Genomic DNA, 14,815 nt, shown 5'->3' with positions numbered 1-14,815 from the left:
TCGCACGATCTGGCTGATATCTCGAACTTTTTTTGTGACTGATGCGATCAACAGGTCACCGAGACCGTGAAATTAATGCCGTAGGGGGATCAAGTCGGGCCCCAGACGGTCGATCACCGATCAATTTCAAACACTTATTCTATTTACGCGGTCTTCCGGGGTCGTGCCTGGTGCCAGCGCCGCAGCAACCCTTCCGGTACCTCTTCCGCGGTGAGCGCGAAGACAAGATGGTCGCGCCAGGCGCCATCGATGTGGAGATAGCGTGGACGAAGCCCCTCCTCGCGGAATCCGAGTTTCTCCACGACCCTGCGACTTGGCCCGTTCTCCGGTCGAATACAGACCTCGATACGGTGCAGCCCCACCGAGCGGAAGCAATGGTCGACCGCGAGCGCGACGGCGGTCGGCATCACGCCGCGGCCCGCGACCGACTGGTCGACCCAGTAGCCGACATGGCCCGAGCACATCGATCCCCAGGTGATCCCGGCGACCGTCAACTGCCCGACAAGGCGCCCCTGGTACTCGATCACGAAGGGCAGCATGCGCCCGGCGTGCGCCTCGGCGCGCAGGTGCCGGACCATCTGACGGTACGTCGGGCGGTGCACGATCGGGCCGCTGGGCGTGGGCGGCGGGATCGTCGCCTCCCAGGGGCGCAGCCAGTCCCGGTTGCGCCGGTTGACCTCACGCCAGGGCCTCTGGTCGCGCATCTTTATCGGACGGAGGGCGACATCGCCGTCCGTCAGCTCGACGGGCCAGGAAGGGCTGTTCAGCTCGCACCACCTGAGGGTCTGGGATGGTCGCCGCCCCTGAGCTGCTCGACGGCGTGCGTCAGCAGGGGCTCCAGGACGGCGAGGCCGTCCCGTACGCCGCCGGTGGAGCCCGGCAGGTTCACGATGAGCGTGCGCCCCGCGACTCCGGCGAGGCCTCGGGAGAGCGCGGCCGTGGGCACCTTCTCCCTGCCGTACGCGCGAATCGCCTCCGGGATGCCCGGCACTTCGTGGTCGATGACGGCGCGGGTGGCCTCGGGGGTGCGGTCGGTGGGCGAGATGCCGGTGCCGCCTGTGGTGAGGATCACGTCGTATCCGGCGTCGGCTCCGGCGCGCAGGGCCTGCTCGACGGGGTCGCCGTCGGGGACGACCTGGGGGCCTTCGACGTCGAAGCCGAGGGCGGCAAGGGCATCGGCGATGAGCGGCCCGCCCCGGTCCGCGTAGACACCGGCGGCAGCGCGGTTGGAGGCGGTGACGACGAGCGCGCGGTAGGCGGTCATGCGCCGACTCCTTCGCGGCTCCAGTCCCCCGATTTCCCGCCGGTCTTCTCCTCGACGCGTACGTCCGTGATGACCGCGCCCTTGTCGACGGCCTTGACCATGTCGATCACCGTGAGGGCGGCGACGGTCACCGCGGTGAGGGCCTCCATCTCGACGCCCGTGCGGTCCGTCGTCTTCACCGTGGCGAGGATCTCGACGGCGTCGTCCGCCACGGAGAGGTCGAGTTTCACTCCGGAGACGGCCAGCGGGTGACAGAGGGGGATCAGGTCGGGGGTGCGCTTGGCGCCCATGATGCCCGCGATCCGCGCGGTGGCCAGGGCGTCGCCCTTGGGGACGCCCTCCCCGCGCAGCAGCTCGATCACGCGGGGCGATACCAGGACGCGGCCACTGGCGCGGGCGGTGCGCGCGGTCACGTCCTTCGCGGATACGTCGACCATGCGGGCCGCGCCCGCTTCGTCGATGTGCGTCAGTCGCTGCTGGCTACTCATGTGCTGTGGCGCTCCCGGTCCGGGCCCTCCCGCGGTGCGGCGCTAGGGCCTGTCGTCAAACTCCCGTCGTCCGCCCGGTGTGACGAGAGTGCGTGCATGGCGTCGCGGGGCAGACGGGCGTTTGACGACAGGCCCTAGGGGGCCTACGTGCGCGACACCGTACCGCGCGGGAGTGCCTTTCAGCCGAGCAGGACCACTTCGACGTCGGCACCCGGCTCCACCGATGCGGTGTCCTCCGGGACGACGATCAGCGCGTTCGCGTGCGCGAGGGCCGCGACGAGATGGGAGCCGGCGCCGCCCACGGGCCGCACGCTGCCCGCCTCGGCGTCGTACTGCCCGCGCAGGAACTGTCGCTTCCCCTTGGGTGAGGTCAGCGCCTTGTCGGCGCTGAGCACCGCGCGCGCCGTGGGCCGGTGCACGTCCGGGAGGCCCATCAGGGCGCGCACCGCGGGACGTACGAAGATCTCGAAGGAGACGTACGACGACACCGGGTTGCCCGGCAGTGCGAGCAGCGGGGTGTGGTCGGGGCCGATGGAGCCGAAGCCCTGCGGCTTGCCCGGCTGCATGGCGAGCTTGCGGAACTCGATGCCGCTGCCGGCCTCGTCCTCGTCCCCCACCGAGGAGAGTGCTTCCTTCACGACGTCGTACGCGCCGACGCTGACGCCGCCCGTGGTGACGATGAGGTCGGCGCGGATGAGCTGGTCCTCGATGGTGGAGCGCAGTGTCTCGGCGTCGTCGGCGACCGCGCCCACGCGGTAGGCGATCGCTCCGGCCTCCCGGGCGGCGGCGGTCAGGGAGAAGCTGTTGGAGTCGTAGATCTGGCCCTTGGCCAACTCCTCGCCGGGCTGGATCAGCTCGCTGCCGGTGGACATGACGACCACGCGGGGGCGCGGGCGCACCTTGACCGTGCCGCGGCCGATCGCGGCGAGCAGGCCGATCTGCGGGGCGCCGAGGACCGTGCCCGCGGCCAGTGCGCGGTCACCGGCCTGGACGTCGCTGCCGCGGGCCCGCACGTGCGCGCGTGCCTCGGCGGGGCGGTGCACGCGGACCTCTCCGAAGGCTCCGTCGGGGGCGGCGCTGTGCGCGCGCATTCCGGAGACGGGGCCTTCGCCGAGGCCTCCGTCGGTCCACTCCACGGGGACGACGGCTTCCGCGCCGGGCGGCAGCGGGGCGCCGGTCATGATGCGGGCGGCCTCGCCCGCGCCGACGGTGGGCTGTTCGCCCTGGCCGGCGGCGACGTCACCGATGACCGTCAGGACGGCGGGGAACTCCTCGCTCGCGCCCGCGATGTCGGCGACCCGGACGGCATATCCGTCCATGGAGCTGTTGTCGAAGGGCGGCAGCGAGACAGGCACCGTGACGTCCTCGACGAGGACGCAGCCCTGTGCGTCGAGGAGTTGGAGCTCGATGGGCTCCAGGGGGCGGACGGATCCGAGGATGTCGTCCAGGTGCTCGCTCACCGACCAGACGTGTTCCTGGCCGGTGACTTCGGTCGTCGCGCTGCTGCTCAAAGTGCTACATCTCCTCGGACACGTAACTGCGAAGCCAGGCCTGGAAGTCCGGGCCCAGGTCTTCACGTTCGCACGCGAGTCTGACAATGGCACGCAGATAGTCGCCGCGGTCGCCGGTGTCATAGCGGCGGCCCTTGAAGACGACGCCGTGCACGGGGCCGCCGACCTTCTCGTCGACGGCGAGCTGCTGGAGTGCGTCGGTGAGCTGGATCTCGCCGCCGCGGCCGGGCTCGGTCTTGCGCAGTATGTCGAAGACGTGCGGGTCAAGGACATAGCGGCCGATGATGGCGTAGTTGCTGGGGGCATCCGCCGCGTCGGGCTTCTCGACCAGGCCCGTCACCTTGACGACGTCACCCTCGTCCGTGGCGTCGACCGCCGCGCAGCCGTAGAGGTGGATCTGCTCGGGGGCCACCTCCATGAGGGCGATGACGCTGCCGCCGTGCCGCTCCTGGACCTCGACCATGCGGGCGAGGAGCGGGTCGCGCGGGTCGATCAGGTCGTCGCCGAGGAGGACGGCGAACGGTTCGTCGCCGACGTGCGGCGCGGCGCACAGGACGGCGTGACCGAGTCCCTTGGGGTCTCCCTGGCGTACGTAGTGCATGGTCGCGAGGTCGCTGGACTCCTGGACCTTCGCCAGTCTCGCCTCGTCGCCCTTCTTCAGAAGGGCCGACTCCAGCTCGTAGTTGCGGTCGAAGTGGTCCTCCAGGGGGCGCTTGTTGCGGCCCGTGATCATGAGGACGTCATCGAGGCCTGCGGAGGCGGCCTCCTCGACCACGTACTGAATCGCCGGCTTGTCGACGACCGGCAGCATCTCCTTGGGAGTGGCCTTGGTCGCCGGCAGGAACCGGGTGCCCAGACCTGCTGCCGGAATGACAGCCTTGCTGATCCTGTGGGGGTGAGACTCAGTCATGTCGGTAACCATAACCGGTGAGTATGTGCGGAATCTGTGCCTCCGGACATTTTGTTCTCATATGAGCGCACCTGGAAGGGTTTGTGAGCGCACCATGGAAGAAACCGGCCCGGCCGAGCCAACCAAGCGCACATTGCGCGGAGAATTCCTCGCGGTGAGAAGCCGGTTGACTAGGGATGACGCGCAGAAGGCCGCCGCGGTTCTCGCCGACCGCGCATCGGAGCTGCCGGAGCTCGCCGGGGCGCGCACGGTCGCGGCGTACGTCTCCGTGGGGAGCGAGCCGGGGACGCGAGCGCTCCTCGACGTCCTCCACGCGCGCGGGACGCGGGTCCTGCTCCCGGTGCTCCTCGCGGACAACGACCTGGACTGGGCGGCCTATGAGGGCGAGGGCTCGCTGGCCCGCGTGCAACACCCGGGAAAGATGGCGCTCTTGGAGCCCTCAGGGGCGCGGCTCGGTCCCGATGCCGTCGTGGCGGCGGACGCCGTGCTGCTTCCGGGCCTGGCCGTGGACGAGCGCGGGATGCGGCTCGGGCGCGGCGGCGGGTCCTACGACAGGGTGCTCGCCCGGCTCGGACGGGCCGGGGCCGATCCCGCCCTGGTGGTGCTCCTGTACGACACGGAGGTCGTCGCCCACGTACCCCAGGAGGCGCACGACAAGCCGGTGCACGCCGTCGTCACGCCGTCGGGAGTGCGGCGCTTCCGCTGACCCTCCGCCCGCACGCCAAAGGGCCCTCCACGCGCGCGTGGAGGGCCCTTTCACTGCTTCGCACCGGTCAGGTGCGGCGGCTCAGGGCCGCAGCACCAGCGTGTCGTTCGTGCTGTTCTTGACGGCATTCTTCGAGAAGGACCACGGCAGCAGCTCGCCCTTGACCCACTTGCTGGTCTGGTCGGTGTAGTGCGCGCTGTAGGCGTGCCCCGAAGCTCCGGTGAGGTTGATCCACTTGGACTTGTCGAAGTCGTCGAGGTTCACCACCATGCGCATCGACGGCACCCACTGCACTCCATAGCCGCCCGCCGCGTTCCAGCCGGTGGCGTTGACCGCCGCCTCGCCGCCGCCCAGCTTGAACGGGCCGCGGTTGAGCATGAACTGGAGCCAGCCGGGGCCTTCGACGCCCAGGGTCTGGTTCTTCAGGGTCAGCCGGTGCAGGCGGCCCCAGCTCCAGGTGTCGACGTCCTTGCCGAGCTTGGCCGTCAGGTCCCAGCGCGCGTCCTCCATGGCCCGGCCGAACAGCTGGTCGCGGGTCTTGGTCTCGGCGTCCGTGCGGGTCCCCGGCGACTTCCACCAGTCGTTGTCCTCGTCGTCGAGGATCGACCGGATCACTTCGTAGTAGCGGTCGCCGCCGTCGGGCTGCGCGGACTCCGCGTCCCGCTGGCCGCACTCGCGCACCCGCTCGGCCTCGTCGGCGGGACCGGTGTTCCCGGCCGGCTCGACGTTCAGGCACTGACCCTTGACCCGCAGCTCCTTGGGCAGCTTGTTGCCGATGGAGAGCTTGAGGATGTTGCGCCAGACCGAGTTGAAGTACGCGGCCGCCGCCGAGTCGGGATCCTGGGTGTAGTCCCAGCCCTCCAGGAGCTTCTGCGCCTCACGGACGTAGCTGTCCTTGACGTCGATCTTGAGCAGCTTGGGCACGAGGACCTTGGCGATCTCGCTGCTGTTGTCCATCTGCATCGTGCGCATGTCCTCGGTGGAGACCTTCCCACCGTTCTTGATCTTCGACTGGATCAGGTCGGTGATGCGCTGGCTGCGCGCGCCGTAGCCCCAGTCCGACGTGAGCTTGTACGGGTACTCCTTGCCGATGACGGCCTGGTTGGCGGTCACGATGTACCCGCGCTTGGGGTCGTACTCGTAGGGCAGCGCGGATTGCGGGATGTAGCCGGTCCAGCGGTAGTCGGAGTCCCAGCCGGGCGCCGGGAGCGCGCCGTCGCCCTTGCCGCGGACCGGGATCTTGCCCGGTGCCTGGTAGCCGATGTGGCCCTTGGTGTCCGCGTAGATCAGGTTCTGCGAGGGCACTTCAAAAGAAGCGGCCGCCTTGCGGAACTCCGAGAAGTCCTTCGCCTTGTTCAGCTCGAAGACGGCGTCCATCGACCTGCCCGGCTTGAGCGCGGTCCAGCGCAGCGAGACTCCGTAGCCGTCGCCCCGGTCGGGGGCGGCACTGTCGACCGTGGCCTTCTTGCCGACCTTCACCAGCTCGTCGTCGCGGTCGGACAGCAGGGGGCCGTTGTCGGTCTCCCTGACGGTGATCTTCTTGGACTTGCCGCCCGCGACCTTGATGGTCTCCACGCGGGACTTGAAGGGCAGCACCTTGTCGTCGTACGCGTAGCCGTCGCCCTCGAACTTCTCGAGGTAGAGGTCGGTGACGTCGGCGCCGAGGTTCGTCATGCCCCAGGCGATGTCCTGGTTGTGGCCGATGACCACGCCGGGCATGCCCGCGAAGGTGTAGCCGGAGACGTCGTACTGGCAGTCCTTGGAGACCGCCTTGCAGTGCAGGCCCATCTGGTACCAGGTGGAGGGCAGCTGCGGTGACAGGTGCGGGTCATTGGCGAGCAGCGGCTTCCCGCTGATCGTGTGGTCGCCCGAGACCACCCAGGAATTGGATCCGATGCCGTTGCCGTTCGGGCCGAGGCCCGCGTCGGGGACGCTGTCCAGGACGTCGGAGAGGCCCGACAGCTGGGACTGGAGCCCGTCGGGGGCCTGGGTGTTGCCCGCGAGGCCGGTGCCCGCCGCGCCGCCGGTCTGCGACTGCGACTGGCTGCCCGCGCTGCCCTTGCCCTCGTACTCCTTGGTGATGCTGTTGTAGGAGCCCTCCTGGACGATGGGCTTGTTCCGGGAGTACGGGTACTCCGGGTACAGGTCGTCGATCTGGGACGGGCCCAGGCGGCTGGTCATCAAGGAGCGGTCGATCTCGTCCTGCATGTTGCCGCGCAGGTCCCAGGCCATGGCCTTGAGCCACGCCACGGAGTCGACGGGGGTCCACTCCTGGGGCGCGTAGTCGTTGGTGAAGCCAAGGGCGGCGTACTCCAGGGAGATGTCCTTGCCGCTCTTGTCCTTCAGGTAGGCGTTGACTCCCTTGGAGTACGCCTGGAGGTACTTCTTCGTCTCCGGCGAGAGCTTGGTGTCGTACTCCTTCTGCGCCACACGGTGCCAACCGAGCGTCCGCAGGAACTCATCGGTCTTTACTTGGCCCTTGCCGAACATCTCGGAGAGGCGACCGGAGGTCGTATGACGGCGGACATCCATTTCCCAGAAGCGGTCCTGCGCCTGGACGAAGCCCTGGGCCATGAACAGGTCGGCGTCGGACTCGGCGTAGATCTGCGGGATGCCGTTGCCGTCACGCTTCACGTCGACGGGGCCGGAGAGGCCGTCGAGCTTGATCGTCCCCTTGGTCTGCGGGAAGGAGGCACGCACCGTACTGACGCTCCAGTACGCGCCGTAACCGATGCCCGCCACGATGGCCAGGACCAGGACGATCACGATGAGGCGGGCTCGGCGCCCCTTCTTCTTGCCGGACTTATGACCGGAAGAGGCGGTGGTTTTCGAGGGCATCGCTGTCCTTGCTGTCCTTACGCGAGCGGCAGGGCTGGCTGGGCGGTGGTGGGAGCGCTGGAGCAACCATAGGCGCAGGGCACTGCGGCCCCGGACGCGGAGTCAGGAACCTACATCGCGACGCATCGGATAGGTGTTCGAAGACGTCAAGGAAGCGTTAACAATTAGGTAAGGTAACGAAGTACTTGGCTCGCGCGGAGGAAGGAACGGCCCCTGACTGTCCACGACCTCAACCAGCTTCTGCTCATCTGCTCGCTCGTCCTGCTCGTCGCGGTCGCGGCGGTTCGCATCTCGTCGCGCAGTGGGCTCCCAAGCCTGCTCCTCTACCTCGGCATCGGCATTGCCATGGGCCAGGACGGCATTGGCAACGTCACGTTCAACAATGCCGAGTTGACGCAGGTCATCGGCTATGCGGCGCTCGTCGTGATCCTGGCCGAGGGCGGCCTCGGCACGAAGTGGAAAGAGATCAAACCCGCGCTGCCCGCAGCCGCCGCCCTGTCGCTCGTCGGCATCGCGGTGAGTGTCGGCGTGACGGCAGCCGCTGCCCATTACCTGGTCGGCATCGACTGGCGGCAGGCGCTCATCATCGGCGCGGTGGTCTCCTCGACGGACGCGGCGGCGGTCTTCTCCGTGCTGCGCAAGGTGCCGCTGCCCTCCCGCGTGACGGGCATCCTGGAAGCTGAGTCGGGGTTCAACGACGCCCCTGTGGTGATCCTGGTCGTGGCCTTCTCCACCGCGGGCCCCGTGGAGCACTGGTACGTCCTGATCGGCGAGATCGCCCTGGAGCTGGCCATCGGTGCCGCCATCGGCATCGCGGTGGGCTGGCTCGGCGCCTTCGGCCTGCGGCACGTGGCACTGCCCGCGTCCGGCCTCTACCCCATCGCCGTGATGGCCATCGCGGTCGCCGCCTACGCGGCCGGAGCCATGGCGCACGGCAGTGGATTCCTCGCCGTCTACCTCGCCTCGATGGTCCTCGGCAACGCCAAGCTGCCGCACTGGCCCGCCACCCGCGGCTTCGCCGAAGGCCTCGGCTGGATCGCGCAGATCGGCATGTTCGTCCTGCTCGGCCTCCTGGTCACCCCGCACGACCTGCTCGACGACACCTGGCCCGCGATCATCATCGGCTTGATCCTGACCATGGTGGCCAGACCTCTGGGGGTCATCGCCAGCCTGCTGCCGTTCCGCATGCCCTGGCAGGAGAAGGCCCTGATGTCCTGGGCGGGACTGCGCGGAGCCGTGCCCATCATCCTGGCCACGATCCCGATGGTGAACGGCGTCGACGACAGCCAGCGGATCTTCAACATCGTCTTCGTCCTGGTCGTCGTCTACACCCTCATCCAGGGCCCTACGCTGCCGTGGCTGGCCAGGAAACTGCGCCTCGGCGACTCCTCGGGCGCCGCCGACCTGGGCATCGAATCGGCACCCCTGGAGCGCCTTCGCGGACACCTGCTCTCGGTGGCGATCCCGAAGGGATCGCGGATGCACGGCGTCGAGGTGGGCGAGCTGCGAATGCCCGCGGGGGCGGCGGTCACGCTCGTCGTTCGCAACGGCGAATCATTCGTACCGCAGCCCACGACCGTGCTCCAGCGCGGGGACGAACTCCTGGTGGTCGCGACCGACCCGGTGCGGGACGCGGCGGAGAAGCGGCTGCGGGCCGTCGGACAGGGCGGAAAGCTGGCCGGATGGCTGGGAACCGCTGGCCAGGAGCCGGAAGAGCGGGTTAATCGCAGGTGACGGGCGCCTCATTCTCCGTATTCACAGGTCCGGTGGTCCCATTCCCTGTACGATGAAGGCACACTTCTTCTGTACCAACTGATCGAACCAACTCTGTCTGAAGCAGAGCTGGCGCCGACCGTATGGCGGCCGCGTGTCCTCGCAGTGGGCAACCGGCATCTACCGCAGTCCCGCGCAAGAGGACAGCTCTCGGCGCCGTCGCCCTGAAAAGGGGGGCCGCGCTACCAGGCGGCAGAAAGGCACGGGCCGTGGCATCCACGGTCACCTCCCGCCCCGGATACGGACAGCTGCTGCGCACCCGCGGCGCCTGGACGTTTCTCCTGCCCGGCTTCGCGGCACGACAGCCCTTCGCGATGCTGACCATCTCCATCGTGCTGCTCGTGCAGCACACCACCGGCTCGTACGGCGTCGCGGGCGCCGTATCGGCCGTCACCGGCGTCTCCATGGCGGTCTTCGCCCCCTTCGGCGGCAAGCTCGCCGACCGGTTCGGCCAGCGGGCCGTACTGGTGCCGGGTGTCCTCATCCACACGGTGTCGGTGCTCTCCCTGACGGTGCTCGCACTCTCCGACGCCCCCTTGTGGGCGCTCTTCGTCGCGGCGGTGCCCACCGGCGCCTCGCAGCCGCAGATCAGTCCCATGGTGCGGGCCCGCTGGGGCGTCAAGCTCCAGGACTCCCCGCTGGCGGGCACGGCGGCCGCCTTCGAGTCGGTCACGGACGAGCTGACGTTCGTCCTCGGCCCGCTCTTCGCGACCGCGCTGTGCACGACCATCGACCCGGCGGCCGGACTCTTCACGGAGGCCGGACTCACGCTGGTGGGCGGCCTGCTGTTCGCCGCGCAGAAGAGCACCCAGCCCAAGCCCGCCTCCCGCGAGGAGCACGCGCGCGTGGAGCACGTCTCGGCGCTGCGGATCCCCGGTGTGCGGGTGCTGATCGTGACCTTCCTGGGCATCGGCGCCGTCTTCGGCGGCATGCAGGTCTCGCTGGCCGCCTTCACCGAGTCCATCGGCGAACCCGGCCTGAACGGCGTCCTGTACGGCACGTTCGCGGCGGGCAACATGCTCTCCGGACTCGTCTGCGGAGCCATCGCCTGGAAGATCGCCCCGCAGCGGCGGCTCCTCGTCGGGTACGCGGCGCTGACCCTGATGGCCTCCGGCCTGTGGGCCGCGCACTCCGTGGTGCTGCTCGCCGGGCTCGGCCTCCTGGTCGGCGTCTGCATCGCGCCCGCGCTGATCACCGGCTACACGCTGGTCGACCGGCTGGTGGACCCGTCAGGCCGCACCGAGGCGTTCACCTGGCTCACCGGCGCCGTCGCGCTCGGCCAGGCGGCCGCCGTCACGGTCGCGGGACAGCTTGAGGACCGCTTCTGGGACGGCGCCGGTTTCCTGGTGCCGCTGGGCGGTACGGCGCTCGCGCTCGCGGTGCTCGTGACCCTGCGTTCGCGGCTCGTTCCGCGGTCCGTCGGACGCACCGTCGCACGTGGCGTCGGTCACCGCGAGCCGGTCACGGTGGACTGATCCCGCGGAATACGTCACTATGGACCGTCGTTAGCACTCAACGAGTGAGAGTGCCAGGAGGAAGCAAGTGCCGACGTACCAGTACCAGTGCACCGAATGCGGCGAGGGCCTCGAGGCGGTGCAGAAGTTCACTGATGACGCCCTGACCGTATGCCCCAGCTGCGACGGACGCCTCAAGAAGGTGTTCTCGGCGGTCGGCATCGTCTTCAAGGGCTCCGGTTTCTACCGCAACGACAGCCGCGGCTCGTCGTCGAGCAGCACGCCGTCGACGGCGAACGCGTCGAAGTCCTCGGACTCCAAGCCGTCGGACTCCAAGTCCACCGCGGGCGCTTCGTCCTCCTCCTCGGGCTCTTCGGACTCGAAGTCGTCCGGCTCCTCCTCGGGTTCGTCGGCCGGCTCGTCCAGCTCTTCGAGTTCCTCCAGCTCGTCGGCCGCCTAGGTTCTTTCTCCAGGCCCCCGCTGTCGTCCGACAGCGGGGATTTCGGCGTTCCGGGGCCCGGCTACTGTGCTCGGCATGGTGAATACGGCGGACACGACCAGCACGGAACGCGCCGAGATCGGTGTCATCGGCGGCTCCGGTCTCTACTCCTTCCTCGACAACGTGACCGAGCTCCAGGTCGACACCCCCTACGGAGCGCCGAGCGACTCCCTCTTCCTCGGTGACATCGCCGGACGGCGGGTCGCGTTCCTGCCCCGGCACGGCCGCGGACACCATCTGCCGCCGCATCGCATCAACTACCGCGCCAACCTGTGGGCGCTGCGTTCCGTGGGCGTACGGCAGGTGCTCGGCCCGTGTGCGGTGGGCGGGCTGCGGCCCGATTTCGGGCCCGGGACGCTGCTGGTGCCCGATCAGCTCGTGGACCGCACGAAGACGCGTACGCAGACGTATTTCGACGGGGTGCCGCTGGCGGACGGGAGCATCCCGAACGTCGTGCACGTGTCGCCGGCCGACCCGTACTGCCCCGTCGGACGCAGCGCCGCCCTGAAGGCGGCCCGCGGGCGTGAGTGGGAGCCGGTGGACGGCGGGACGCTCGTGGTGATCGAAGGGCCGCGGTTCTCGACCCGGGCCGAATCGCTCTGGCACGCGGCGCAGGGCTGGTCGGTGGTCGGCATGACGGGGCATCCCGAGGCCGTGCTCGCCCGTGAACTGGAGCTCTGCTACACGTCGTTGACGCTGGTCACGGACCTGGACGCGGGGGCGGAGAGCGGCGAGGGCGTCTCGCACGGAGAGGTGCTCCAGGTGTTCGCGGCGAATGTGGACCGGCTGCGGACGGTGCTGTTCGACGCGGTGGCGGGGCTGCCGGCGGAGGGTGAGCGGGACTGCTTGTGTGCGGGGGCGCTGGGCGGGATGGAGACGGGGATTCGGCTGCCGTGAGGTGTCCGAGTCCGTTGGGGACAAGGGGCGTTCGGGGCCGGAACTTCCCCTTCGGGTGAGGGAGTTGTCCACAACCCGCGAGTAGTCCACGGGGCTCAGCGGGATTCGGCGCGGGCCTGCATCGTGAGGGCGGAAGGCAAGATCCGCAGTTCTCCCGACTCTCTCCTCTCTCCGCAGGCGGTGGCCGTCGTGGCACACGTTCCCTCAGACATCCCGTCCTCTTCTCCTCCCGCGCCCTGTCCGGTACCCCATTTCGCCCCCGTGCGCGTACGAGGCGGGCGGCACCGGCTGCGAAGGCTGCTGCGGCACAGACGGCGGGCCATGGCCGCGGGGCTCGCGGTCACCGCGGCGGCACTGGTGGCCGCCGGGCCACGGGATGCCGAGCGGGCGCGGCCACCGGGGCATCCGACGGCTGCCTCCTCCTCGCCGCGGCCGGAGCGGGCCACCCCTTGGGTGACGGCGCCCGTGCGGATCGCGGACGCGGAGACGGTGCGGCTTCTGCACCGGGGCGACCGGGTCGATGTCGTCGCCGCCGATGGCTCCGCGTCACGGGTGGTGGCTGCCGGGGCCAGGGTGGCCGAGGTACCCGAGCCCGGCGATGGCGCGGCCGAAAGTGCCGCCGAGGCAGGGGCGTTGGTGGTGCTCTCCGTGCCACGGCCGACGGCGGCACGGCTCGCCGGAGCCGGTGCGAGCATGCGTCTGGCGGTGACGTTGTGCTGACCCACGCCGTGTGCAACTGCACTGACATCCTGTCAAGTCGCTCATTCGTGTTACCCAATTGGACAGTGCTGCCAGGCCCTGCCGTAGGTTTCGAAGCTGTTTGTTTCACGACCTGCAGTTGCAACGAAAGGCCTCGTGGTGAGCGAGAAGAACGAACCGAGTCTCTGGGAGGGCTTCAAGGCCTTCCTGATGCGCGGCAATGTCATCGACCTGGCGGTCGCGGTGGTCATCGGCGCCGCGTTCACGAACATCGTGAACTCCGTGGTGAAGGGTGTCATCAACCCGCTGGTCGGTGCCTTCGGTACGAAGGACCTCGACCACTACAGCTCATGCCTGAAGGCCCCGTGCGTCATGAAGGCCGACGGCACGGTCGAGAGCGGCATCCCGATCATGTGGGGCTCCGTGCTCAGCGCGACGCTCAGCTTCGTGATCACCGCGGCCGTCGTCTATTTCCTGATGGTGCTGCCCATGGCCAAGTACCTGGCGAAGCAGGCCGCGCGGAAGGCCGCCAAGGAGGGGACGCAGGAGGTTCTCGAGCTCTCGGAGCTGGAGGTCCTCAAGGAGATCCGCGACGCCCTGGTGGCCCAGCGCGGCTCGGGGCACGACGAGCGCTAGCGCGCGCTCAGAGGTGGTGGGGCGGCTTCTCGTCGAGGAAGCGCGCCAGGTCGGCGGCGCTGTCGCCGCCGACCGGAGGCCGCTCGCCCCACCCACGGTCCGTGTCGTCCGAAGACTGCTGCGACAGGGGGTCGTCGAAGACCAGGGCGCTCTTCGGCTTCTTCGGCGCCGCGGAGCCCTTCGGGGTCTCCGATTCCTTCGGATCGCGCGGTTCGGAGGCAGGGGCGGTGCTCATGTCTCCAGGGTACGTCCGTGGGGCGCCGCCGTGGGAGTCAGACGGCCGTGAGCCCCTGAGCTGCGAAGATCTCCTTGGCGGTGGCCACCTGCGCCGGAGTCGGCGAGGGGGTGTCGCGCAGGGTGAAGTCCTTGCCGAGTGCGTCCCACTTCGCCTCGCCCAGCTTGTGGAAGGGCAGCACGTCGACGCGCGAGACGTTGCCGAGCGAGGCGGCGAAGCGGGCGACGCCCTCGATGTTCTCCGGGTCGTCGGTCAGACCGGGCACGAGGACGAAGCGCACCCAGACCTCCTTGCCGAGGCCGGCGAGGCGGTGGGCGAAGTCGAGGGTGGGCCGCAGCGGGCGCCCGGTGACCTTCTTGTACGTCTCGCGGTCCCAGGACTTGATGTCCAGGAGCACGAGGTCGACGTCACGGAGCAGGGCGTCGGTGGCGCGCACGCCGAGGAAGCCGGAGGTGTCGAGGGCGGTGTGCAGGCCCAGTTCGTGCTTGAGGCGGTGCAGCAGTTCGCCGGTGAAGACGGGCTGCAGGAGGGGTTCGCCGCCGCTGACGGTGGCGCCGCCGCCCGCCGCCGAGATGAACCTGGTGTACTTGGCGGCTTCCTTGATCACGTCGTCGGCGGTGGTCCGCTTGCCGTCGCGCATCCGCCAGGTGTCGGGGTTGTGGCAGTACAGGCAGGTCAGCGGGCAGCCCGAGAGGAACGTGACGAAGCGGCTGCCGGGGCCGTCGACGCCGGTGGACAGGTCCCAGGAGTGGATGGATCCGGTGACGGGGCGCCGGGTGACCGCGGCCGCCGGGGTGGTGGATTCGATCGCCGTGTCGAGCAGGACAGTCATGGCAGAACTCCCGGACTACTGGCAGGACGTGATGTTCGCGGCGCCCGGAGCCGGGGTGAGGGGCCGGCTCCGG

At 69.3% G+C, this 14,815-nt stretch carries 15 protein-coding genes; 7 read left to right on the top strand and 8 right to left on the bottom strand.

What is annotated here, in order from left to right; genetic code table 11:
* Nucleotides 1-143: 143 nt before the first annotated feature.
* From M4V62_RS24625 to galU, 5 genes are all read right to left on the bottom strand, one after another.
* Complete coding sequence (locus tag M4V62_RS24625) at nt 144-767, bottom strand: GNAT family N-acetyltransferase (protein WP_283779166.1); 624 nt, start codon at nt 765-767, stop codon at nt 144-146.
* Entirely contained in the window at nt 764-1,264 is a 501-nt protein-coding gene (locus M4V62_RS24620; RefSeq protein ID WP_249589398.1) for a MogA/MoaB family molybdenum cofactor biosynthesis protein, read from the bottom strand. Before M4V62_RS24620 ends, M4V62_RS24625 begins: the two co-directional genes overlap by 4 nt.
* A complete protein-coding gene (gene moaC, locus M4V62_RS24615; protein WP_249589397.1) occupies nt 1,261-1,752 on the bottom strand; it encodes a cyclic pyranopterin monophosphate synthase MoaC in 492 nt (163 codons plus the stop codon). The genes M4V62_RS24620 and moaC overlap by 4 nt, the downstream gene beginning before the upstream one ends.
* Before the next feature lie 179 nt (nt 1,753-1,931).
* Nucleotides 1,932-3,263, bottom strand: coding sequence for a molybdotransferase-like divisome protein Glp (glp, locus tag M4V62_RS24610; RefSeq protein ID WP_249589396.1), 1,332 nt, complete (start codon nt 3,261-3,263; stop codon nt 1,932-1,934).
* A 4-nt stretch (nt 3,264-3,267) separates the two neighbouring features.
* Complete coding sequence (gene galU, locus M4V62_RS24605) at nt 3,268-4,173, bottom strand: UTP--glucose-1-phosphate uridylyltransferase GalU (RefSeq protein ID WP_249589395.1); 906 nt, start codon at nt 4,171-4,173, stop codon at nt 3,268-3,270.
* Between the two features lie 94 nt (nt 4,174-4,267).
* On the opposite strand from galU, the gene M4V62_RS24600 reads away from it, so the two are divergent.
* Nucleotides 4,268-4,879 carry a 5-formyltetrahydrofolate cyclo-ligase gene (locus M4V62_RS24600; protein ID WP_249589394.1) on the top strand — a complete coding sequence of 204 codons (612 nt, stop codon included), beginning with the start codon at nt 4,268-4,270 and terminating at the stop codon, nt 4,877-4,879.
* A gap of 81 nt (nt 4,880-4,960) precedes the next feature.
* Here M4V62_RS24600 and M4V62_RS24595 read toward each other — a convergent pair whose 3' ends face one another.
* A complete protein-coding gene (locus tag M4V62_RS24595; RefSeq protein WP_249589393.1) occupies nt 4,961-7,717 on the bottom strand; it encodes a penicillin acylase family protein in 2,757 nt (918 codons plus the stop codon).
* A 213-nt stretch (nt 7,718-7,930) separates the two neighbouring features.
* Here M4V62_RS24595 and M4V62_RS24590 point away from each other — a divergent pair, with 213 nt between their 5' ends.
* The 6 genes from M4V62_RS24590 (at nt 7,931) to mscL (ending at nt 13,675) form a co-directional block, all read left to right on the top strand.
* Nucleotides 7,931-9,451 carry a potassium/proton antiporter gene (locus tag M4V62_RS24590; RefSeq protein ID WP_249592970.1) on the top strand — a complete coding sequence of 507 codons (1,521 nt, stop codon included), beginning with the start codon at nt 7,931-7,933 and terminating at the stop codon, nt 9,449-9,451.
* Nucleotides 9,452-9,699: 248 nt separating this feature from the next.
* Nucleotides 9,700-10,965 carry an MFS transporter gene (locus tag M4V62_RS24585; protein ID WP_249589392.1) on the top strand — a complete coding sequence of 422 codons (1,266 nt, stop codon included), beginning with the start codon at nt 9,700-9,702 and terminating at the stop codon, nt 10,963-10,965.
* A gap of 67 nt (nt 10,966-11,032) precedes the next feature.
* On the top strand, nt 11,033-11,404 hold the full coding sequence (locus M4V62_RS24580) for an FmdB family zinc ribbon protein (RefSeq protein ID WP_249589391.1): 372 nt from the start codon (nt 11,033-11,035) through the stop codon (nt 11,402-11,404).
* A gap of 75 nt (nt 11,405-11,479) precedes the next feature.
* Entirely contained in the window at nt 11,480-12,340 is an 861-nt protein-coding gene (locus tag M4V62_RS24575) for an S-methyl-5'-thioadenosine phosphorylase (RefSeq protein ID WP_249589390.1), read from the top strand.
* Nucleotides 12,341-12,520: 180 nt separating this feature from the next.
* Nucleotides 12,521-13,060 carry a hypothetical protein gene (locus M4V62_RS24570; RefSeq protein ID WP_425575186.1) on the top strand — a complete coding sequence of 180 codons (540 nt, stop codon included), beginning with the start codon at nt 12,521-12,523 and terminating at the stop codon, nt 13,058-13,060.
* A gap of 135 nt (nt 13,061-13,195) precedes the next feature.
* On the top strand, nt 13,196-13,675 hold the full coding sequence (gene mscL, locus M4V62_RS24565) for a large conductance mechanosensitive channel protein MscL (RefSeq protein ID WP_425575187.1): 480 nt from the start codon (nt 13,196-13,198) through the stop codon (nt 13,673-13,675).
* A 7-nt stretch (nt 13,676-13,682) separates the two neighbouring features.
* On the opposite strand, the gene M4V62_RS24560 is transcribed toward mscL, so the two are convergent.
* Both M4V62_RS24560 and pflA read right to left on the bottom strand, forming a co-directional pair.
* Nucleotides 13,683-13,910 (bottom strand): hypothetical protein, encoded by a 228-nt coding sequence (locus tag M4V62_RS24560; RefSeq protein WP_249589387.1) that lies wholly within the window; start codon nt 13,908-13,910, stop codon nt 13,683-13,685.
* Nucleotides 13,911-13,947: 37 nt separating this feature from the next.
* Nucleotides 13,948-14,742, bottom strand: a complete 795-nt coding sequence (pflA, locus tag M4V62_RS24555; protein ID WP_249589386.1) for a pyruvate formate-lyase-activating protein — start codon at nt 14,740-14,742, stop codon at nt 13,948-13,950.
* Between the last annotated feature and the right edge of the window lie 73 nt (nt 14,743-14,815).

Source organism: Streptomyces durmitorensis (genome assembly GCF_023498005.1).
Taxonomy (GTDB): domain Bacteria; phylum Actinomycetota; class Actinomycetes; order Streptomycetales; family Streptomycetaceae; genus Streptomyces; species Streptomyces durmitorensis.
This window is presented reverse-complemented; position numbering and strand designations above follow the sequence as displayed.

Bases quoted from the DNA above. Each gene is read 5' to 3' on its own strand.
- M4V62_RS24620 (WP_249589398.1), bottom strand. From the start codon at position 1,264: ATGACCGCCTACCGCGCGCTCGTCGTCACCGCCTCCAACCGCGCTGCC.
- moaC (WP_249589397.1), bottom strand. From the start codon at position 1,752: ATGAGTAGCCAGCAGCGACTGACGCACATCGACGAAGCGGGCGCGGCC.
- galU (WP_249589395.1), bottom strand. From the start codon at position 4,173: ATGACTGAGTCTCACCCCCACAGGATCAGCAAGGCTGTCATTCCGGCA.
- M4V62_RS24600 (WP_249589394.1), top strand. From the start codon at position 4,268: ATGGAAGAAACCGGCCCGGCCGAGCCAACCAAGCGCACATTGCGCGGA.
- M4V62_RS24595 (WP_249589393.1), bottom strand. From the start codon at position 7,717: ATGCCCTCGAAAACCACCGCCTCTTCCGGTCATAAGTCCGGCAAGAAG.
- M4V62_RS24575 (WP_249589390.1), top strand. From the start codon at position 11,480: ATGGTGAATACGGCGGACACGACCAGCACGGAACGCGCCGAGATCGGT.
- M4V62_RS24560 (WP_249589387.1), bottom strand. From the start codon at position 13,910: ATGAGCACCGCCCCTGCCTCCGAACCGCGCGATCCGAAGGAATCGGAG.
- pflA (WP_249589386.1), bottom strand. From the start codon at position 14,742: ATGACTGTCCTGCTCGACACGGCGATCGAATCCACCACCCCGGCGGCC.